Raw genomic sequence first — 21,410 nt, 5'->3', positions numbered from 1 at the left:
AGCGGCCGTAGATGGCCGCGCCCGCATAGCAGATCGCAGCGGCGACGATGGCGAGCTGCGGCACCAGTTGATGCCCGAGGCCGCTCAGCGCGCTGGTGCCGACGATCAGGCAGATGCCGGCGAGCCCGGCGATCACGCCGAACAGCTTGCGCGCGCCGATGGGCTCGTGCCGGGTGACCAGCCACGTCCCCAGAACGGCCATGACCGGCGAGGCGGAGTTCAGGATCGTCGCCAGGCCGGCATCGACCGACTGCTCGGCCCAGGCGATCAGGGTGAACGGCACCACGCTGTTGAGCATGGCCTGCACCGCGAAGCGGCGCCAGACCGCCGCGCCGCGAGGCATCGGCATGCCCCTGGCAGCCATCCACGCCGCCAGCAGGGCGCCGGCGATCAGTGTTCTTGCCGCGATCAGCGTCACCGGTGGAATCGTGGCGACACCGAGGCGGATAAACGTGTAAGACGCGCCCCAAAGTGTGGACAGGGCAAGCAGCAACAGCAACTCCAGCGCAGGACGGCTTGCGTCTTTCGTGTCGTTGGCCGCGGTTGGCGGGGCGGGCATGGCGTTCTCTCCGTGGGGACTCGCCACCATTGTGAGCGAGCGGCACGGGGCAACGTTTCAACCTGAACCGAACAATGGAATACAGGGTCAGGATCGCGGGCCAACCCGCCCCATCTCATTTGGAAAATGCCTGCCCCTTGCCGGCTTACTTCGACCGGTTCGAATCGCCCCCCAGCGGATCCAGCGTAATCTGGACCTGCCGCAAGACGCCATCGCCATCGAAATAGCAATGAAACAGAGACGGCAGCATACCGTCCTGGCGGAAGCGATACGACCACACCTCACGCTTCATCAGGGCAAAGAACTGAACCGGTTCGCGCGGCTTGCCGAAGTGCTCTTCCACATCGCGCTTGGTCCAGCTATCGACCTTGGCCTGGTAGATTTCCGCATTGGTCAGCATTTGCCTGAAGCCCGACAGATTACCGCTGGCGTCGAAATCCGCCGCGTACACCTGGTAGCCCATCGGCTGCTTGGAATAGAGCCAGCGCGTGGCGCCGTCGGCCAGCTGATAGACGCCGGTTGGCTGGCCAAAGGTCGAACGCACGGTGCTTTGCGGGGCACCGATCAGTTTTTGCCCCTGCTCCACCGGCTGCAGGATGGCGCAAGCCGGCAGCATCGCCATGGCGGCGGCGCAAAGCAGCCAGCCGCCCACGTATTGCGAGATAGTTTTCATAGCCTTGGATACTTCACTGGTTTCTTGTCGTTACTGGTACCTGGCCGCGGCCGTACGCCGCCCCGGCCCTAGAATATAGAGCATTGCCCGTTGCAGCGCCGGCCAGGCCACCGGATCACTCAGATCCAGCCGCCGGTACCGGCATCGACCAGCGTGGCAAGCGCGCCCTGGTAGTCGTAGCGTTCCACCTGTGCCTGCAAGCGAGCGAGATCGGCGGCAGTCATGGCGCGGCCAAGGCGTTCGCGGTGCCGGGCGAAGGTCTGGTTGGCCGCGCTGTCTCCCTCGTCCAGCTGGTGCCGCAGATTCTTCAGGACCTCGGCCAGCGCCACATCGGCGCCGCCGGGACCGCCCGCAGGATCGGCGCCGGATGCGGCGGCGATATCCATCGGCAAGCGCAGCCGCAGCGCGTCAAGCAGTTGCGACAGGGCGGTACGCAAGGCGCCAAGCGCACAAGCGGCATCGGCGGGCCCGGATGCCGGGGCGAGCGACAGGCCGGCTTCCAGCGTAGCGGCGGCAGCGGATACCGCCATGGCGCCAAGATTGGCGGCCAGTCCCTTGAGGGAATGGGCGAGCAGATGGGCGCCCTCGCGGTCGCCCTGGGCCAGCCGCTCGCCGATCCGGTCCGGCATGTCGGCGTAGCCCACGACGAAGCGTTCGAGCAACTGGCGATAGATCTCCACGCGGCCGCTGACCCGGGCCAGGCCGCCGCTCACGTCCAGGTCCGGGCACATGGCCAGCGCTTCGATCCACTGCGGCCGGCCAGCCGGCTGCGGGACGGGCGCCCGCCCCCCGGGGATCGCCAGCCATTGGCGCAAGGTGGCGTAGAACGCCGGCGGACTGATCGGCTTGGCGATATGGTCGCTCATGCCCGCCGCCAGGCAGCGCTCGCGGTCTTCCGGCAGCACGTTGGCGGTCATGGCGATCACCGGCAGGTCCTTGAGCCGCTCGATGTCCCGGATGCGCGCGGTGGCTTCGAAGCCATCCATGACCGGCATCTGCACATCCATCAGGACCAGATCGTAGGATTGCGCCTGCAGCAGGGTCAGCGCAACGGCGCCATTCTCCGCCGTGTCCGGATGGATACCCGCCGCCTGCAGCAGATGGACCGCCACCTCGCGGTTGATATCGTTATCCTCCACCAGCAGCACCCGCGCCGGCGGCAACGGCGGCATGGCGTCCGGCAGCGCCGGGCGCAGCTCCGCCTCGTCCGGCGCGGCATTGTTGTCGGGGGCCAGGGTACGCACCGTGGCCTCCAGCAGGATGGAAGCGCTCACCGGCTTGATCAGCGTGGCATCGAAGCCGGATTGCTCGCCTTCGCGCAATACCTCCTCGCGGCCGTGGGCGGTGATCATCACCCGGCGCGGACGCGGGTGGCGCAGCCGCATGGCATCGATATGGCGGGCGGTCTCGATGCCGTCCAGGCCGGGCATCCGCCAGTCGATGAAGACGGCCTGGTACGGATCGGCGGCATCGTCGGCCTGGGCGATCTTCGCCAGGGCGGCCCGCCCCGATGCCGCCGAATCCACGCGGAAACCGAAATTGGCCAGCATCGAGACGATGACCTGCCGCGCGTAATCGTGATCGTCCACGACCAGCAGGCGGCTGCCTGCGAGCTGCGCTGCAATCGGCGCGGCAACAGGCCGCTTCTTGCCTGGCAGCAGGTCGAGCTCGAACCAGAAGGTACTGCCCTCGCCTGCACTGCTTTCGACCCCCAGCGTGCCTCCCATCAACTCGACCAGGCGGCGGCAGATGGCCAGGCCAAGGCCGCTGCCACCGTAGCGGCGGGTGGTCGATGCATCGGCCTGCTCGAAACTCTGGAACAAGCGGGAGCGCGCTGCCGCGTCGATGCCGATGCCCGTGTCGCGTACCTCGAAACGCAGCCGTATGCGGGGCCGGGCGATGTCGTCGCCGCGGCGCTCGACACGGATGACGATTTCGCCGCGGTGGGTGAACTTCACCGCGTTATTGGCGAAGTTGATCAGGATCTGCCTGAGCCGGAGCGGATCGCCGCGCAGCGAGTCCGGCACGCCCGGAGCGACTTCGACGATCAACTCCAGCTGCTTGGCTGCCGCCCGCTCGGCCACCAGGTCGCTCACGGTCCGCAGCATCCGTTCCAGCGAGAAGTCGACGCGCTCGATGTCAAGCTTGCCGGCTTCGATCTTGGACAGGTCCAGGATGTCGTCGATAATCTCGAGAAGATGCTGCCCGGAGTGCTGGATCTTTTCCAGGTAGCCCCGCTGCTTGTCGTCCAGCCGCGTGCGCAAGGCCAGGTGCGCCATGCCGATCACGGCGTTCATCGGGGTACGGATCTCGTGGCTCATATTGGCCAGGAAGCTGGCCTTGGCCTGGGCGGCGCTCTCGGCGGCCTGCTTGGCCACCACCAGTTCGGCGTTGGCCCGGGCCAGCTCCCAGGTACGCTCGTCGACGCGTTTCTCCAGCGTCAGCGACAGCGCCTTGAGGCGGTGGCTGGCCTCGACCTGCTCCGTCATGTCGATGCCCACCGCGCCGACGGCAACCACGGCATCGGTGGACGGGTCGCGCACGGGGAAGCGCACCACGTGGAGATGGCGCTCGCCGTGGGCGGATTGCAAGGCATAGATGTGCTCCTCCGCCTTCCCGGTGGACATCACGCGCTCCTCCACGTCCCAGCGCTCGCGGGTTCCGTCCGGCCTGTCGCTGAACTCCCATTCGGACTTGCCCAGCACGTCCTCCTCGCTCGCCCCCAGCAGCGCCCGCATGGCGGGGTTCATGGCAAGCACCATATGCTGGCGGTCCTTGAGGGACATCATCGCGGGCGAGTACTCGAGCATGGCGCGCAGCCTTTCCCGGCTTTCCGCCAGGCGGCGGCCCTCCCTGCGGAGAATCCAGCTGGCGGCGCCGATCAGCAGCACGATGACCGCGCTCAGCGCCACCACCACATTGCGGGTGAACAGGTAGGGAGAGAATGCCTCGCGCATATCCTGTTCCACGATCAGGCCCATGTCCATGCCGGCCAGCCACGTGCCCGCACCGGTGACCGGCTCGCCACGGTAGTCAGGATAGTCGTGAAGCACCGCGGAACGGTCGCGCAGGACCCGTTCGGCGATCAGTGTCAGGGGGGCATGCCCGCTCTTGCCGCCGGCGTCCCGGTCATGCTGTGGCAGCCGCGCCTGGATATTGAACATGGACGACGCATGCGGCGCCAGCCTGTGCTGCGCGACCAGATCGGATTCGAACCGGCTGGGCGATACCAGCCGGCCCTGGCCGTCGATGGCGTAAAGCTCACCGGTACGCCCGAAGCGGCCGGCCCTGATGATCGCCAGCAGCATGGCACGGGGATCGATGCGCAGGCATAGCGCCCCGATGACATGCCCCGCATCCGACAAGCGCGAGCATACCGCCTGGAACGGCAGGTCCGCCGGCGCTCCCGACGCCCCGGAGGCCAGCTGCGGGGCCGGATAGGGGGGCGAGATGGCACTGCCGGCCTGCAATGCCCGGGTGGCCGCGCGGGCAGATTCGGGCAAGAGCTTGTGGCCGGTCCGGCTGGGCATTTCCGCCGCAATGATCTTCAGCTCCGGCGTGACGAGGGCAAAGCCAATGTAGCCGTTGCTGAGGTAAAGCGGCGTCACCCAGCGCTGGAACCTCGCCGCGGCCTCGCTATCCGGCGCCGGCTGGCCTTGCCCCGCAAGCAGCGGGCGCGCCAGTGCGACCGCCTCCTTCATGGCGGCGATCGTTTCGGCTCGTTGCAGTTGTTCTCCGCTCCACAGCTCGATCAGGCGCGTGGTGATCACCAGCGTCGATTCCACCCGCGTGCCCACGCTGGCGCGATCATTCTCGTACACCAGGTAGGTGACGCCAGCGGAAAGCAGGCAGACGACCGCCACCAGAAGCAGCCCGTAGGCATAGCGTGCGATGCCGGGCTGCGACCCCGACCGGCGCGGGACGCCCCGGGATCCGGCAACAGGCGAGGCAATCACCCTGCGCTAGCCGCGGCGTAGCCGTTGGTGGCGAGCAGTGCGGCCTCGCGCGCATAGTCCGCATCGGTATCGGCATAGCGCAGCGATATGGACTGGAACGCATCGGCAATCGCCAGGAAGGCATCGACCATGTCCGGATCGAAATGGCTGCCACTGCCTTGCTCGATCATGCGGACAGCCTGGGCGTGCGGGAACGGCGGCTTGTAGACCCGCCGGCTGATCAGCGCATCGTAGACATCGGCGATCGCCATCAGCCGCGCCGACACGGGAATCGCGTCTCCCGCCAGCCCTTCGGGGTAGCCGCTGCCATCCCATTTTTCCTGGTGATAGTGCGCGATCTCGCGCGCGAAGCGCAGGAAGGAATTAGGGGCGCCGCATTGCGCCTCGGCATGCGCAATGGCATCCCGCCCGAGCGTGGTGTGGGTCTTCATGACCTCGAACTCCTCGGGGGTCAGCTTGCCCGGCTTGAGCAGGATGCGATCCGGGATGCCCACCTTGCCGATATCGTGGAGCGGCGCCGACTTGAACAGCAGGTCGATGGTTGCGTCGTCGAGTATCCCGCTAAAGCGCGGGTGGTGCCGCAGCGACTGCGCCAGGCGGCGCACATAGTGCTGGGTGCGCCGGAGATGGTTGCCTGTTTCGTTGTCGCGCGTCTCCGCCAGGGAAGCCATGGCCATGATGGTGACGTCCTGGATCATGGAGATCTCGCGGGTACGCCGCTGCACCTCCTGCTCCAGGTAGGCGGACTTGTCCCGCAGGAAATCCCTGGCGTTCTTGAGCGTGAGATGGGTGGCGATCCTGGCATGCATCACCAGCGGACTGATCGGCTTCATGATGTAGTCCACCGCGCCCACCTGGAATCCACGCGTCTCGTCGTGTTCGCCGGTGCGGGAAGTCAGGAAGATGACGGGCACGTCCATGGTGACCGGATCCGACTTGAGCCGGCGGCACACCTCGTAGCCGTCGATGCCGGGCATCATCACGTCGAGCAGGATCAAGCCTGGCGGCGCGGCCGAGGCGATTCTCACGGCGTCGCCGCCGGAGGTCGCGACCTTCACCCGGTAGCGGTCCTGCAGCAACGCCGCCATCATCGCAAGATTCTCCGGAAGGTCATCCACTACCAGGATCGTAGGCTGGGCGTCGAGGTTTTCAGGGCGCATGAGAATAAGGGATAGGAATACGTTGCCTGAGCGGTGATCTCGGAGCGGAACACCTTGCCTCGGGGACTGCCATCGGGGGCGCTTCCCAGCGGGAGCGCCCCCGCCAGCCACGCGGCAGCCGGCACGAGGCCGCCCCTTGCGCCCACGCCTTCTCATAACGGTCGTGCGGCCTGGCTATTTACCCCGCTTGGTGAGGGGTAAAGCTTCGACGCAAACTGCCGTTAACGCCGGACCACGCAATTGGGCAACGCCGCAACGGATCATCATGACATTGCCGCATCCAGCACTGTCGCCGGGCTTGCGGACGGCGCGCAGCCGTGCGCAAGCGCCGCAGCCGCATCCAGGCAGGACATGGCCTGGCCGATGATGCGCATCTCCTGATCATGGCCGCGCGCGGCCTGGACCACCAGCCGGGCGCTCATGCACAGCCGCAAGGCGCTGACCGGGATGCCCGCCTGCTGACCGCAGTCCACCGGCTGGCCAAGCTGATACGGCGGGGCACCGGTGCCGGGCTCCGGCGCCTGCAGCCGGCGATAGACGCCTGCCGTTTCGTCCCGGTTGAGCGGAACCCTGCCGCCATGCGGCGCGGACCGGTACAGCAGGAAGGGATGGATGGTCTGGATGCCGTCCCAGCCCGACGGACTGCCCAGCGCGGCGCGGTCCAATACCGGCACGCTCAGGGCGGCAAGAGCGGGATCGCCGTCCAGCCGTTGCCGGACGGCATCGGCAAAGCGCCGCAATATGCCCCCGACCTGCGAGGCAGGCACCGCGCGCAACGCGCGCAGCTCATGGACCGCCGCCTGCCAGCGCAGCAGCAGGCCAAAATTCGCGAATGACCCCAGGGCCTGCGCGCAGGCCCAGTCCTGCGGCCACTCCTCGCGCGCGGAGTAGATCCGCAGCTCCGCGGGAACCCCGCGCTGGCGCAGCTTGCGGCCAACCGTCTCCGGCAGCAGCAAGGCGCCGGAAAACGATGGCCCCGTCAGGAATTTGGAGCCGGTCAGCGCCACCATGAAACCGCAGCGCAGGTAAGCCTGGATGGTGGCCGGCTCGATGCGGAACTGGCAGGCATCGACCAGCACCTGCACGGCCGACGGCCAGCGGCGCTGCAGCGCCATGACGCACGCGATGCCCGGTGCAATGCACCCGGTCTTGGAGACATCGATCAGCACCAGCAGCACATGGCGGCCCTCATGCACGGCCGGGCTGACCAGCGCGCCGATCTCCGCGTCGACCGCGTCCGCATCCCGCAGGCTGCCGTCGGCATTGCGGATCGGCACGTTGCGCGTATCGCTGGCGCAGGCATGGCCGAGGGACTCGCCGGGGATGGTGACGCGGCCCAGGGCGTTATACGTGCTGAAGTGCTGCCCGGCGAGCGCCGCGGGCACGCCGCTGCCGCTTTCGGCCTCGCCGGCCAGGATCACCAGCGGCCTGGCCGGCGCGCCATTGCCCGCTTCATCGCCAGTCACGCGCGCGGCCACCCGTGCGGCCAGCAGGTGCACGTCTGTGCCCGATGCCGAAAACACCAGGCCGGGATCCAGGGTATGGCCGAGGCCGCACAGCGCCAGGAACTCGCGGCGCAGCCGGTCCATCTCGCGGCGGTAGAGCGCCGGCGCGGACTGGTGCGCCAGGCCCGCGGCAAGCCGGTTGCGCAGTTCGTCCACCACCGCGAACGCCGCCGGCGAGATCCCCGAGGACGTGGAGGAGCCGAACGGCACCAGGCTTGCGCAGGCAAGCGGCTCGCAGCCGTACTTGTTGCGGCCGGTGGCAGGGTCCAGCGCGATGCGGTGATCGCCGCCGCTGACCAGCAGGTCAGCCGTGGATGGCAGCGGCATCGGGAGCGTGCGGCAGGTCGGCATGGACCCTCTGGCTGGCGTTGATCAGCATGGTCCTGAACGCAGCGAAGATCCTTTGCATCTGCGGCTGCTTGTAGGGAAAGAGATCGACGGGATCGATGTCGTGCACGACCATGGCCGTGTCCGCCTCGAATACCAGCAACGCGCCGTCCGGCGTCTCGGCGCAATCCAGGCCGACATAGTCCAGGTCCAGGCGCTGCTGGATCAGCGCGAGGGCGTCCTTGTGGCGCAGCGCGAAGGTGTGATCGAAGTCGCGCATGATCGCCGCCTCCTCGTCCCGCTTGGCCGCGCTCTCGGCCATGCCGGCATTGAGATAGTGGATCATCCAGTGCTCGGAGATGCCGACGTGGCACACGTACGCGCGCCCTTCGATCAGGACCAGGCGGTATTTGCGGAACAGGCCGTCCGCGTTCCGGTAGTCGATGAAACAGGACACATAGAAAGCCTGCTCGTCCGACTGCGCCAGGTAGCTGGCGAGCTCGGCAGCGTCATCGATTTTTTCCAGTCCCTTGCCGGCGTGGGAACCGAGCGGCCGGACAATGATCGGGAAACGCCCATCGCCCAGCACCGACGCGATCGTTGCCTGCTGGCTGGCGACGCCGGCCAGCACCTCGCGTTCCACGCGCAGGGTCGGCGGCATGCAGATGCCCGGCGCCGGCGCCAGTACCGACGCGGCCCTGTCGCGCGACAGCTGCTGCAGGCGATCCGGCAGGTTCAGCACCGGGCGCGGCCAGATGGCGGCAAGCGCGCGGAGCTGCTCCAGCACCGGCTGAGTACGGTCGGATTCGCCGACCGCGATAAAGAGCACATCATGCTCCGGCACGGCCTGCGGCAGCGGGTTTTCCGGGGTGACATAGAGCGCGTCGAGCGCCACGTCGGAGTTGCCCAGCAGGCACTCCAGCGGCGTGTTGGCCATCAGGTCGCCCGACACCATGATGGCCAGCACGCGCAGGCGGACCGCGCCATCGCGCAGGGTGGGCAGATGATAGAGCTGCCGCGCCCGCAATGCCTCGGCCTGCATGGTCATGGCCAGCGCATGATCGCCGATCAGTTGCAGGACCAGCGAGAGATCCATCAGCGCATTGGCGTCGTCCGGATGCGACTCCAGATGCTGGATCAGTTCCGCGCCGAGGGGACGCAGGTCTTCATTCTGGTGGGCTGCCCGCAGCAGGTGGCGCAGGCCGATCAGGGTGTCCGGGGCCGGGGTCATGGCCGCGGGATCGTGGATGGCATTCATAGTGGTAAGCCGCTGGCTTCAGGAACGGATGACGCAGCGCTCAGCGACCGGCCGAGAGCGAGGGTGGCGCCCAGCAGGGCATCGATATCCTGCGAGGTGCTGCGATGGTTGAACAGGGCTACCCGGATCGCGAAGCGGCCGTCGAGCACGGTCGACGACGGCGCGGCAACACCGGATTCCTGCACGGCGACGACGAGATCGCGGTTGACCTGTTCGATCGCATGCTGATCATGCAATCCGGCACCGATGAAGCGAAAGCAGACGATATTGAGCGAAACCGGCGCCAGCAGCTCCAGCTCCGGCTCGGCATCGATGCGCCGGGCAAGTTCGCTTGCCAGCGCGCAGGTCTGGGCGATCATGCCGCCCAGCCGCTCGGTACCGTAGACCTTGATCGTGAACCAGGTCTTCAGCGCGCGAAAGCCGCGCGAGAGGTCCGGCCCGAAATCGCAGGGCCAGGGCGAGCCGGCCGCCATGCCGCGCTCGCCGCGGCTCAGATAGGTGCCTTCGTGCGTGGCAAAGGTGCGCAGGTGCAATTGACGGTCCCGCACCAGGAAGAAGCCGGCGTCATAGGGGACCTGCAGCCATTTGTGGAAATCGAAGGCGATCGAATCCGCCTGTTCGATGCCGCCTAGCCGCCCGGCAAGCTGGGGACACAGCATGGCGAGCGCGCCGAAGGCGCCGTCGACATGAAAATGCAGTTGCTCCCGGCGGGCGATGTGCGCGATCCCGGCAAGGTCGTCGATGGCGCCCGTATCCACGGTGCCGGCGGTGCCGACCACAAGGAATGGCGAGCAGCCGGCAGCGCGATCGGCGGCAATGGCGGCGGCAAGGCGGGCCAGGTCCATGCACCCCTGGCCGTCGACCGGAATCGAGCGCAGATTGTCCTTGCCCAGGCCGGCAAGGTCCATGCCCTGCGCGATGCAGCCGTGCGCCCTGGCGGAGGTGTAGGCGGTCAGCCGGCGCGATGCCTGCGCCACGCCACTGGAACGCACCCCGCTGCCCAGCGCCCGGGTCCTGGCGACCAGCACGCCGGACAGGTTGGCCATGGAAGAGCCGGTCAGGAACAGGCCGCTGGCATCCTGCGGGAAGCCGAACAGCTCGATCACCCAGCGCAGTACCTGCCATTCCACTTCGACCGGGACATGGTCGCGGCCACCGAGATTGGCATTGAGCCCGGCCGCGAGCATTTCCGCCAGCATCCCGACCGGCGTGCCGCCGCCATGCACCCAGCCCATGAAACCGGGATGCGCATTGCCGACGGCGAACGGCAGGATGCTGTCCATGAAGGTCTCATGCACCCGGTCCAGTCCGCTGCCCTCGCGCGGCAAGGGCTCGCGGAAGCGCCCGCGCACCGCGTCGGGGATGGGCTGCCAGACCGGCCGTTCGCGAATATCCTGGAGATAATCCAGCATATCGTCGAGCATGCTGTGGCCCTGCGCCCTCAGTTCGCGCCAGTCGACAGGATCCAGACTGGCAGGGACCGGCTGCCGGCTGCCCTCGGTGGTTGGTGTTGACATGGCTGATGGATGGCTGTCCGGAAAACGCTGCATCCCCGGGCAGGCGCTTTTCGCGGCCTGGTCCACGGGGCATCGTGCCGGGGATCATAGCGCCGGGCCGCCGGCTCGTTTTGAGGAGGATGGCGGGTTTTCCGCCCTATTTCTCTGCCCGGCCTGCGGCACCATGCACGCCCCGGCCACCGCTTGGCCGGCAGCCGCCCTTCGCCACCGGGCCGCGCGGGCAGGAGGCCGGAAAACAACACTTCCGGCCCCGCCTTACCACAAACCGATCGTTTGCGGGCGCCGCTGCCTGCGACGATAATTGTGTCGTCAAGCATCTCAAGCAACGCTCCCGCCTCTCCGCTCCTCGCTCTCCTCCATGCAGCCACACCAAGGCCTACCCCATCCCCAACGCGCCTGGGCCATCCTCACCGTGTTCTGCGGCCTCATCATGGCCGTGCTCGATGGCTCGATCGCCAACATTGCGCTGCCCTCGATTTCCCGCGAACTGGCGGCCGATCCGTCCAGCACCATCTGGGTGGTCAACGCCTACCAGCTCACGGTCACGGTCTGCCTGCTGCCACTGTCCTCGCTGGGCGACATCCTTGGGTACAAGCGCGTGTACCGCGCCGGCCTGGCGATCTTCCTGCTGGGCTCGCTGCTGTGCGCGCTATCGCCCAGCCTGCCGGTGCTGGTGGCCGCGCGCGTGCTGCAGGGCATGGGCGGCGCGGGGATCATGAGCGTGAATACAGCGCTGGTGCGCTTTATCTACCCGCCCACCAAGCTCGGCCGGGGCATCGGCCTGAATGCGCTGGTGGTGGGCATCACCATTGCCGTGGGGCCGTCCGTGGGCGCACTGATCCTGTCCATCGCCAGTTGGCCCTGGCTGTTCGCCGTCAACGTGCCGGTGGCGATCTTCGCGCTCGCGCTGTCGCGCAGCGCGCTGCCGCTGACGCCGCCCCAGCCGCATGGCTTCGACTACCGCAGCGCGCTGCTGTCGGCCGTGGTGTTCGCCCTGTTCATCCTGGGCGTGGACGGCGCCGGCCATGCCGCCTGGCGGCCCGCCGCCGCGGCCGGGCTGGCGGTGGCGGCCGGGCTGGGCTGGCGGCTGGTACGCATGCAGCGCGGCAAGGCCGCGCCGCTGGTGCCGGTGGACCTCTTCGCCAGCCGCGCCTTCACGCTGGCGGTGGGCACGTCGTTCTGCTCCTTCATGGCGCAGATGCTGTCCTTCGTGGCGCTGCCCTTCTATCTGGAATACCAGCTTGGCCGCTCGCTGCACGAAACCGGACTGCTGATCACGCCGTGGCCGCTCATGGTGGCCATCATGGCGCCGGTGTCCGGGCGCCTGTCCGACCGCTATCCGGCCAGCATCCTGGCCGGCATCGGCCTGGCCTGCCTCGGCACCGGACTGGTAGGGCTGGCGCTGCTGGGGCCCGACGCTTCCAGCTTTGCCGTGGTGTGGCGCATGGCCCTGTGCGGGCTGGGTTTCGGCTTGTTCCAGTCGCCCAACAACCGCGCCATGATCGGCGCGACCCCACCCGCCCGCAGCGGCGGCGCCAGTGGCGCGCAGGCCACCACGCGGCTGCTGGGCCAGACCACGGGCACGGCCATCGTGGCGCTGCTGTTCAGCATCGACCAGAGCGGCGCGGCGCGCATGGCGCTTTATGTGGCCGCGACGGTGGCAACAGTGGGCGCGCTGGTCAGCTTCAGCCGGCTGCGCAGCGGCAGCGGCCCGGCCACGCAGGGACGCCTGGAGGCGGAAGCGGACATGTGAGCAAAGGCAGCGGCAAGCGGGCAGAAAGCCCGAAGCGCCGAAGTGCCGGCCGAAGCCGCCAGGATGCGCCAGCGCCGATTGAGGTGCCCGGCGGTGCCTGCTCCCGCTCCCATCATGGAGAGAGGGAGCAAAGCAGCGCTGAATCAGCCTGTGCCGCTCACTCCGCCTTGGCCCCCGATTCCTTCACCACCTTCGCCCACTTGGCGATTTCCGCCCGCTGGTAGCTGGCCAGTTTCTCCGGCGTACCGAGGATAGGATCCAGCCCCAGGGTCTTGAGCCTGGCCTGGACGTCGGGCAACTGGTAGATCCGGTTGAGTTCGGCGTTCAGCCTGGTGATCACGTCCTTCGGCGTATTGGCAGGCGCAAAGATCGCAAACCAGGAATCGGCATCGAAGCCATGCAGCCCCTGCTCGGCAAGCGTGGGAATATCCGGAGCGGACGGAGAACGCCTGGCGCTGGTCACGCCGAGCGCCCGCAGCTTGCCCTCCTTGACCACCGGCAGCGCCGACGGCAGGTTGTCGAACATCATGGTGATATGGCCCCCGAGCAGATCGGGAATCGCCATGGCGCGGCCTTTGTATGGCACATGGGTGAGCTTCACTCCGGCCAGCGCATTGAACATCTCCCCCGCCACGTGCGGCGACGTGCCGATGCCAGGCGTGCCGAAGGTCAGGGCTCCCGGCCTGGCCTTGGCCAGCGCAATCAGCTCGGCGACATTCTTCGCCGGCACCGCGGGGTTGACCACCAGCACGTTGGGCGTGGATGCGACCAGGATTACCGGGGCGAAATCCTTGACCATGTCATACGGCATCTTGCTGTACAGCGAGCCGTTGATGGAGTGCGTGCCAACGGTGCCCAGCGCCAGCGTGTAGCCGTCCGGCGCGGCATGCGCCACGGCTTCCGCGCCGATGTTGCCGCCGGCGCCCGGCTTGTTGTCCACCACCACCGGCTGGCCCCATGACGGAGAAATCTTCTCCGAGAAGATCCGCGCCAGGATATCGGGCGCGCCGCCGCTGGGGAAGCCCACCACCATCCGGATCGGCTTGGAGGGATAACTATCGGCCTGGGCCGAAGGCACGGCGAATACGGCACAGGCGGCCAGCACGGCCGCTGCGAAAGGGTTGCTGCGCATGGTAAGTCTCCCGATGGTTCTTATTGATCCTGCATTGCCCGCGGCCCGGGCGTGACATGGCGCACGCCTGCCGGCCGCGTTGGTTCAGCTTGCTGTCATGCGGACTTCACGCCACGCTCACACCACCGTGCCGCCGAACTCCGCCATCACTTTATCGTGCAGGCGGCGCATTCCCTTTAGCCAGCGATCGTAATCCTGCCCCTTGCGCTGGTAATACTCGAGCACTTCCGGATGCGGCAGGATCAGGAAGCGTTCGTCCTTCACGCCTTCCAGCGTGACCTGCGCCACATGCTCGGGCGTGACCGAGCCTGCCTGCAGGAAACCCTTGCGTTCGCCGTCCTCCCCGAACAGCATGCGCGTCTGCACGCCCTGCGGGCAGATGCAGCTGACCTTGATGCCACGATCACCGTAGGTGATCGACAGCCACTCGGCAAAGCCGATGGCGGCGTGCTTGGTCACCGCATAAGGGGCCGAACCGATCTGCGAGAGCAGGCCGGCGGCCGATACGGTATTGACGAAGTAGCCATCGCCACGCGCAAGCATCTGCGGCAGCACCGCGCGCGCGGCGTGGATGTGGGCCATGACGTTGATCTCCCAGATGCGCTGCCACTCTTCGGCGCTGGCATCCAGGCCCTTGCGCAGGATGATGCCGGCGTTGGAGCAGAACACATCGATCTGGCCGAAGCGCTGCGTGGCTGCGTCGGCCAGGGCCTGCACCGCGGCCGCGTCGGCCACATCGACGCGCTGCGCGAACACCTTGCAATCCGGGCTGGCCTGCGCCAGCTCCGCGGCGACCTGCTGCGCGCCGGCCTCGTCCAGGTCGGCCACCGCCACCCCACGCGCGCCGCCGGCGGCAAACGCCAGCGCCAGCGCGCGCCCGATGCCGGTGGCCGCACCGGTCACCACCACGGTCTTGTTGCGAATCTCCATCTTTGTCTCCTTTGTTTGCTTTGTCTGTATTGCCTGCTGGATGTATGGCCCTTGGGCCGCGAGAATGCGATGAAAACAATGATGCGATGATGCGATGGGCAGGCGTCAGCGCACGGCTAGCCCTGCCCCTGCCATAGGCGCCCCTGCAGCAACTCGGCCAGTTCGCGAATGCGCGGGCCCAGGTTGCCGTCGAGGATTTCCGGCGTGAGCCGGGTGGCGGCGCCGCCGATGTTCATGGCCAGCACTTCCGCGCCGCCCTCGAGCACCACCGGCGCGGCCGCCCCGCTCACGGTGCGGTCCCACTCGGCGTGCGCCAGACAGAATCCGCGTTTGCCGTAATCGCGCAGCGCGCGCTCCAGCTTGATGCGCACCGCAGGCCAGCGGCTACCGTAATGACGCTCCAGGTCGGCCAGCGCGGCCGTGCGCCGTTCGGGCCCCAGCCCGGCCAGCCAGGCCCGCCCGATGGCCGAGGTGGCGGTTGGCAGGCGGGAGCCCGGCGCCAGCCGCATCACCAGCGCACCGCGCGGCTGGCATACCTCGAGGTAGACCATCTCGTGGCGGTCCGCGGTGGCCAGCGCCACCGTGCAATCGGTGGCGAACGCCAGCGACTGCATCAGCGGCTGCGCCACCTCGCGGATGCCCGAACCGGCGAGGTAGCGCTGGCCGAGCACCATCGCACCCTGGCCAAGCCGGTACTTCTCGAGCGACGCGGAATAGATCAGGTAGCCCAGGCTGGTCAGCGTGTAGGTCAGCCGCGAAACGGTGGGACGCGGGATACCGGCGCGGCGCGCCAGCTCCGCATTGCCGAGGTAGTCGTCGTGCGGGCCGAAGGCGCGCAGAAGGTCCAGCCCGCGCGCCAGTGCGGTGACGAAGTTGCGGTCGTCGCGCTCGGCATCCCGCGCCGCGAGATCGCGCTCCGGATCGACCGCGCGCGCAGCGGCATTGGGCGGCGTGGAACCGGGCGAAAGCGGGATCGACGAAGTGCGCTTCATACGTGGCGGGAACGCTGGGCAACGGCTGGTGAAAAGCGTGCCCCTTGCCGCCATGTAAGACGGCGAACCGAGGCGCACTGGCTATTTCGCTGTGCGGAAGACAATTCCGTATTTCTTGACTGTGCCTCAGGCCCTATGCAACAGTCAATGAAAACGAACGATCGTGCTGGAACGTGCTCACGCAGCAATCGATGCGCGCAGCGCTTCACGGAACACGACGACACCCGCACCCCGTGGCCGCACCAAGCCGCCATTCCGCATCGCACAGGAGACCAAGCATGCATCACGCAATTCAAGCAGCCGCACCGCCTCGCGGCTGAACCTCGCCCCGCTTCATGCGCGGCCCCGCGTTACCGCGCGGCGCCGCAACCCCACGCATTCCGCAGCACGGATTGCGTGCCATCGTTCGTGATCCGATTGAGCAGCAAGAGGTAAAGCCCGTGACATTGTTCCTTCAACAAGTCCTGAACGGCCTGACGCTGGGCGGTGTGTACAGCCTGGTGGCGCTGGGCCTGACACTGGTCTACGGCATCCTGCACGTACCCAACTTTGCGCATGGCGCCTTCTACATGGCGGGCGCCTATGTGTCGTACTACATGATGACGTCGCTCGGCATGAACTACTGGCTGGCGATGGGCGCTGCCGCCATCGCGGTGGCGGCGCTGTCGATGCTGGCCGACCGGCTGGTGTTCCATCCGCTGCGCAACGCGCCCGAGTTGCACGACATGATTGCCGCCATCGGCATCATGCTGTTCCTCGAAGCCGGCGCGCAGGCTCTGTGGGGCGCGGACTTCCATCGCATGCCCACGCCTTATGGCCAGATGGTGGAAGTGCTGGGCCTGACCGCGCCCGCGCAACGCCTGCTGATCATCGCCGCGGCCTTCGGCCTGATGGTGCTGCTGCATCTGTTCCTGACACGCACCGTGACCGGCTCCACCATCGTGGCGATGGCGCAGAACCGTGAAGGCGCGGCACTGGTGGGCATCGACGCCACACGCGTCACGCTGCTGGTGTTCGCCATCTCCGGCGCGCTCGCCGCGATTGCCGCCACGCTGTACGCGCCGATCAACCTGGTCTACCCGAGCATGGGCAACCTGGTCATCACCAAGGCCTTCGTCATCATCATCCTCGGCGGCATGGGCAGCATTCCCGGCGCCATCGTGGGCGGGCTGATCATCGGCATGGCCGAGAGCTTCGGCGGTTTCTACGTGTCGACCGACTACAAGGACATCATCGCCTTCGCGCTGCTGGTGGCCATCCTGTCGATCCGGCCTCAAGGCCTGTTTGCAAGCAAGGCCGCATAAGGAGCCCGCCATGACAAGCGCATTGAAAGGAAAGACCGGCTGGGCGCTGCTGCTGGCGCTGGCCATCGCGTTTCCGCTGATTACGCCCAACAGCTACTACCTGACGGTGATGACGCTGGCCTTCATCTACGCTCTCGCCACGCTGGGGCTGAACCTGATCACGGGCTACACCGGCCAGCTCAACCTCGCGCACGGCGGCTTCATGGCGATCGGCGCCTATACGCTGGGCATTCTCACGGTGGATCACCAGGTGCCGTTCTGGGCCGCGTTCGCACTGTCGGGCGTGGTGTGCATGGCGGTGGGCTACTTCGTCGGCGTGGTGTCGCTGCGCCTGAAGGGCCATTACTTCTCCATCTTCACGCTGTGCATCGGCTACATCATCTACCTGCTGATCGAGAAATGGGAAAGCCTGACACACGGCACGGTAGGCCTGATCGGCATCCCGGTGCCGGCCGCGGTGGGCCCCCTGGTGTTCGACAACGTGCAGGCGCAGTACTACCTGGTGCTGTTCTTCCTGGCGGTGGGCACCTTCCTGATGCACCGCATCGTCACCTCGCTGCTGGGCCGCAGCTTCATGGCCGTGCGCAACAGCGACGCGCTGGCCGAGGCGCTCGGCATCAACCTGATGCGCACCAAGGTGCTGTCCTTCGTGCTCTCGGTGGGCTATGCCGGCTTTGCCGGCGCGCTGTACGCGGGCCAGGTGCGCTTTCTCGGGCCTGATATCGCGCGCACCGACCTCACCTTCGACATGGTGATGGCGATGCTGGTGGGCGGCACCGGCACCTTGCTGGGGCCGCTGCTGGGCGCCGTGCTGGTGCCGTGGGTCACGCAGACGCTGCAGTTCCTGCAGGACTACCGCATGCTGGTGTTCGGCCCGGTGCTGGTGCTGCTGATCATCTTCGTGCCGGATGGCATCGTCGGCTCGTGGTCCAAGCGCCAGGCCAGGCGCGCCGCGGCCGCACGGCGCGGCGGCAAGCGCCGTGCGCAGCAGGCCGGCACGGCACCCGTGCCCGGCGACAACGCCAATGCCAACGCAGCAAATGCAGGGGCCGACCATGCTTGAGATTCGCAACCTGACCAAGAAATTCGGTGGACTGACCGCCGTGCACGATGTTTCGATCACCTTCGAGACGGGCCATATCAACGCCATCATCGGGCCCAACGGCGCCGGCAAGACCACCTTCTTCAACCTGATCGCCGGCACCCATGCGCCCAGTTCGGGACAGATCCGGCTCAAGGGCCGGGACGTGGCCGGCTTGCGCGCCGACCAGATCGCCAGGCTCGGCGTGGCGCGCACCTTCCAGGCCACCCACCTGTTCGACCGCGCCACGGTGCTGGACAACCTGATCGTGGGACACCGGCTGCGCACGCACTCGGGCCTGGCGGACGTGATCTTCAACACGCGCCGCCTGCGCGAGGAAGAGCGCCTGTGCCGCGCCAAGGCCGAGCAGGCGCTGGACTTCGTCGGCCTTGCTCACCTTGCGCATGAAGTGGCGGCGGACATCACGCAGGAGGAACGCAAGCGCGTGGCCTTTGCGCTGGCGCTGGCCACCGACGCGGAACTGCTGCTGCTCGACGAGCCCGCCGGCGGCGTCAACCCCGAGGAGACCGTGGGCCTGGCCGAGCTGATCCGCAAGATGGTCCGCCATGGCAAGACGGTGTGCCTGATCGAACACAAGATGGACATGATCATGCGACTGGCCGACAAGATCATGGTGCTCAACTACGGCGAGAAGATCGCCGAGGGTTCGCCGGCACAGATCCAGCGCGACCCGCAGGTCATCGAAGCCTACCTGGGAGCCGACCATGTTGCAGCTTGAACGCGTTTCGCTTTCCTATGGCAGCTTCCGCGCGCTGGACAACATCACGCTGCATGCCGGTGCCGGCGAACTGGTCGTGCTGCTCGGCGCCAACGGTGCCGGCAAAAGCTCGATCTTCCTCGCCCTGAGCGGCATCCATCGCGCGAGCGGCGGCAGCATGCGCTTCGACGGCCGCGAACTCGCCGGCATGAAGCCCTCGCAGATCGTGCAGGCCGGTCTGGTGCATTGCCCGGAGGGCCGCAAGCTGTTTCCCGCCATGAGCGTGCAAAAGAACCTCACGCTGGGCGCCTATGTGCACCGCCGCGATGCGGCCGGCATCAAGCGCTCGCTGGAAGACGTCTTCGAGATGTTCCCGATCCTGCGCCAGAAGAAGGACGACCCCGCCGGCTCGCTGTCGGGCGGCCAGCAGCAGATGGTGGCGTTGGGCCGCGCGCTGATGGGCCGCCCGCGCACGCTGCTGCTCGACGAGCCCTCGCTCGGCCTGGCGCCGCTGGTGGTCAAGCAGATGTTCGAGGTGATCCAGCGCATCAACCGCGCCGGCACCACGGTACTGCTGGCCGAGCAGAACGCCTACGCCGCGCTGGGCATCGCCCACCGCGCCTATGTGATCGAAAGCGGCCGCATTGTCATGGAAGGCGACCGCGACACGCTGCTGAACGATGAAGGGATTCGCAAGGCGTATATCGGGGGCTAGGATGCGCCTGAACGGCCTGGAACGACGATGGTGCTTACTCCCTCTCCCGCAAGCAGGCAAGGGGCCAGAAGCCAGAACAGACAATCCGGACAAAACGCAGCACAAACACAACAGGAGACAGCCAAATGCAGACCAAGACGATCCGCCGCTTCTTCCCTCTTGCCGCCACCGCCGTGGCCGCGCTGATGGCGTCAGGCGCGGCTTTCGCGCAGGAAGTCGTCAAGCTGGGCTATACCGGCCCGCTATCGGGCGGCGCCGCGCTGTACGGCAAGAACGTGCTGTCCGGCATCCAGATGGCGGTGGACGAGATCAATGCCTCGGGCCTTGAGGTCAAGGGCAAGAAGGTCAAGCTGGAGGTTGCCGCGCTGGACGATAAATACGCGCCCGCCGAGGCGGCCATCAACGCGCGCCGCCTGGTGCAGCAATACAAGACGCCCGCGGTGTTCGTGCCGCACTCGGGCGGCATCTTCGCACTGCAGGCCTTCAACGAGCAGGAGAAATTCCTGGTGATGGCCTATTCCAGCGTGCCGCGCATCACCGACACCGGCAACAAGCTGACCATCCGCATTCCGCCGGCATACACCGGCTATATCGAGCCCTTCATCAAGGCGCAGATGAAGCGCTATGGCAAGAACGTGGCGCTGGCGCCGGCCGATCACGACTACGCCAAGGCCTGGGTGCAGGCCTTCGTGCCGGCCTGGGAAAGCGCGGGCGGCAAGGTGGTGGCCAATAACCCCATGTCCTATACCAAGGCCACCGATTTCTACAGTGGCGTCTCGCGCGTGCTGGCCGACAAACCCGACGTGATGTTCGTCGGTGGCCCGTCCGAGCCGACCGCGCTGGTGGTCAAGCAGGCGCGCGAGCTGGGCTTCAAGGGCGGCTTTATCGTGATGGACCAGGCCAAGCTCGACGAAATGGCCAAGGTCACCAATGGCCTGGCCATGCTGGAAGGCTCGATCGGCGTGATGCCGCTGGCCAACGACAGCCGCGCCGCCGCGCAGAACTACAACAGCAAATACAAGAAACTGCATGACGGCCGCGACGCCACTACCGAGATGTCGCTGAACTACACCATGGTCTACGCGCTGGCGGGCGCCATGAAGCTGGCGGGCACCACCTCCGACGTGGCCGCCATCCGGGCAAAGATGCCGGAAGCGGTGAAGACGCTGGCCAAGGACGCCAATCCCAACGAGATCGAGAGCATCGACGCCAAGGGCGGCACCAATGCCGACACCGTGGTGGGCTGGGTGCAAGGTGGCAAGATCACCCCGGTGCGCTTGTCTGAGCTGGCGAAGTAAGCGATCGAAGGCCGGCTCGGGGCGATTGGCCCCGAGTCCCTTCCGCCGCGCTGGCCGGCTGGCCGGCGCTCACGCCGGCGGCATCCCTACCCTTGCGCCAGCGCTTGCGGATGTTCGCGCGGAACCGGTTTTGCCGCCGCGTGCTGCTGCTGGCGCTGCAGATCTTCCTGGCGTCGTTGCTGTTCCTGTTGCTGGCGCTGACGTTCCTGCTGCTGGCGTTGCTGGTCCATCTGCTGGCGCTGTTGCTGTTGCTGCTCCTGCTGCTGGCGCTGCATGACTTGCTGCTGGCGCTGCTGCTCTTGCTGCTGGCGCTGCATTTCCTGCTGCTGGCGTTGCTGCTCTTGCTGCTGGCGTTGCATGGCTTGTTGCTGCCGCTGCTGGTCCTGCATCTGCCGCTCCTGCTGCTGACGCTGCATCTCCTGCTGGCGCAAGACCTGCTGCGCACGCTGCTGGTCCTGCGCCTGCCGTTGCTGCTGCTGGCGCTGCATTTCCTGCTGCTGTTGGACTGCCTGCTGCGCCCGTTGCTGGTCTC

The 21,410-nt window shown here is 67.2% G+C and carries 17 protein-coding genes; 7 read left to right on the top strand and 10 right to left on the bottom strand.

Annotation, left to right across the window (positions count from 1 at the left end; all coding sequences use genetic code 11):
* The 7 genes from P3W85_RS22835 to P3W85_RS22805 form a co-directional block, all read right to left on the bottom strand.
* Positions 1-559 (bottom strand): DMT family transporter (locus tag P3W85_RS22835; protein ID WP_276266457.1); only part of this gene is annotated, 559 nt, incomplete at its 3' end.
* 145 nt (positions 560-704) lie between these two features.
* A complete protein-coding gene (locus P3W85_RS22830) occupies positions 705-1,232 on the bottom strand; it encodes a hypothetical protein (RefSeq protein ID WP_017231283.1) in 528 nt (175 codons plus the stop codon).
* A gap of 119 nt (positions 1,233-1,351) precedes the next feature.
* Positions 1,352-5,188, bottom strand: a complete 3,837-nt coding sequence (locus tag P3W85_RS22825; RefSeq protein WP_276266456.1) for a response regulator — start codon at positions 5,186-5,188, stop codon at positions 1,352-1,354.
* A complete protein-coding gene (locus tag P3W85_RS22820; RefSeq protein WP_276266455.1) occupies positions 5,185-6,348 on the bottom strand; it encodes a response regulator in 1,164 nt (387 codons plus the stop codon). Before P3W85_RS22820 ends, P3W85_RS22825 begins: the two co-directional genes overlap by 4 nt.
* 263 nt (positions 6,349-6,611) lie before the next feature.
* Positions 6,612-8,204 carry a hypothetical protein gene (locus P3W85_RS22815; protein WP_276266454.1) on the bottom strand — a complete coding sequence of 531 codons (1,593 nt, stop codon included), beginning with the start codon at positions 8,202-8,204 and terminating at the stop codon, positions 6,612-6,614.
* Positions 8,158-9,438, bottom strand: a complete 1,281-nt coding sequence (locus P3W85_RS22810; protein WP_276266453.1) for an ATP-grasp domain-containing protein — start codon at positions 9,436-9,438, stop codon at positions 8,158-8,160. Before P3W85_RS22810 ends, P3W85_RS22815 begins: the two co-directional genes overlap by 47 nt.
* On the bottom strand, positions 9,435-10,955 hold the full coding sequence (locus tag P3W85_RS22805; RefSeq protein ID WP_017227736.1) for a pyridoxal phosphate-dependent decarboxylase family protein: 1,521 nt from the start codon (positions 10,953-10,955) through the stop codon (positions 9,435-9,437). The genes P3W85_RS22810 and P3W85_RS22805 overlap by 4 nt, the downstream gene beginning before the upstream one ends.
* Before the next feature lie 358 nt (positions 10,956-11,313).
* On the opposite strand from P3W85_RS22805, the gene P3W85_RS22800 reads away from it, so the two are divergent.
* Positions 11,314-12,708, top strand: coding sequence for an MFS transporter (locus P3W85_RS22800; protein ID WP_276266452.1), 1,395 nt, complete (start codon positions 11,314-11,316; stop codon positions 12,706-12,708).
* 157 nt (positions 12,709-12,865) lie between these two features.
* Here the strand turns inward: P3W85_RS22800 and P3W85_RS22795 are convergent, their stop codons facing one another.
* The 3 genes from P3W85_RS22795 to P3W85_RS22785 form a co-directional block, all read right to left on the bottom strand.
* A complete protein-coding gene (locus tag P3W85_RS22795) occupies positions 12,866-13,840 on the bottom strand; it encodes a Bug family tripartite tricarboxylate transporter substrate binding protein (protein ID WP_276266451.1) in 975 nt (324 codons plus the stop codon).
* A gap of 117 nt (positions 13,841-13,957) precedes the next feature.
* A complete protein-coding gene (locus P3W85_RS22790; protein WP_276266450.1) occupies positions 13,958-14,770 on the bottom strand; it encodes an SDR family NAD(P)-dependent oxidoreductase in 813 nt (270 codons plus the stop codon).
* 116 nt (positions 14,771-14,886) lie between these two features.
* A complete protein-coding gene (locus P3W85_RS22785) occupies positions 14,887-15,762 on the bottom strand; it encodes an IclR family transcriptional regulator (RefSeq protein ID WP_276266449.1) in 876 nt (291 codons plus the stop codon).
* Between the two features lie 440 nt (positions 15,763-16,202).
* On the opposite strand from P3W85_RS22785, the gene P3W85_RS22780 reads away from it, so the two are divergent.
* The 6 genes from P3W85_RS22780 to P3W85_RS22755 form a co-directional block, all read left to right on the top strand.
* On the top strand, positions 16,203-17,066 hold the full coding sequence (locus P3W85_RS22780; protein WP_276266448.1) for a branched-chain amino acid ABC transporter permease: 864 nt from the start codon (positions 16,203-16,205) through the stop codon (positions 17,064-17,066).
* Between the two features lie 10 nt (positions 17,067-17,076).
* Positions 17,077-18,129 carry a branched-chain amino acid ABC transporter permease gene (locus tag P3W85_RS22775; RefSeq protein ID WP_276266447.1) on the top strand — a complete coding sequence of 351 codons (1,053 nt, stop codon included), beginning with the start codon at positions 17,077-17,079 and terminating at the stop codon, positions 18,127-18,129.
* Complete coding sequence (locus tag P3W85_RS22770) at positions 18,122-18,886, top strand: ABC transporter ATP-binding protein (RefSeq protein ID WP_035805805.1); 765 nt, start codon at positions 18,122-18,124, stop codon at positions 18,884-18,886. Before P3W85_RS22775 ends, P3W85_RS22770 begins: the two co-directional genes overlap by 8 nt.
* Positions 18,873-19,580 (top strand): ABC transporter ATP-binding protein, encoded by a 708-nt coding sequence (locus P3W85_RS22765; RefSeq protein WP_017224311.1) that lies wholly within the window; start codon positions 18,873-18,875, stop codon positions 19,578-19,580. The genes P3W85_RS22770 and P3W85_RS22765 overlap by 14 nt, the downstream gene beginning before the upstream one ends.
* A 125-nt stretch (positions 19,581-19,705) precedes the next feature.
* Entirely contained in the window at positions 19,706-20,878 is a 1,173-nt protein-coding gene (locus P3W85_RS22760) for an ABC transporter substrate-binding protein (RefSeq protein WP_017224312.1), read from the top strand.
* 110 nt (positions 20,879-20,988) lie between these two features.
* Positions 20,989-21,410, top strand: a 422-nt coding sequence (locus P3W85_RS22755; RefSeq protein ID WP_276266446.1) for a hypothetical protein, incomplete at its 3' end; no start/stop codon positions are given.

This window comes from Cupriavidus basilensis (assembly GCF_029335485.1).
In the GTDB taxonomy this organism is placed as follows: Bacteria; Pseudomonadota; Gammaproteobacteria; order Burkholderiales; family Burkholderiaceae; genus Cupriavidus; species Cupriavidus basilensis_E.
Note: the sequence above shows the minus strand (reverse complement) of the source record. Positions and strands in the feature narration are given on the sequence as shown.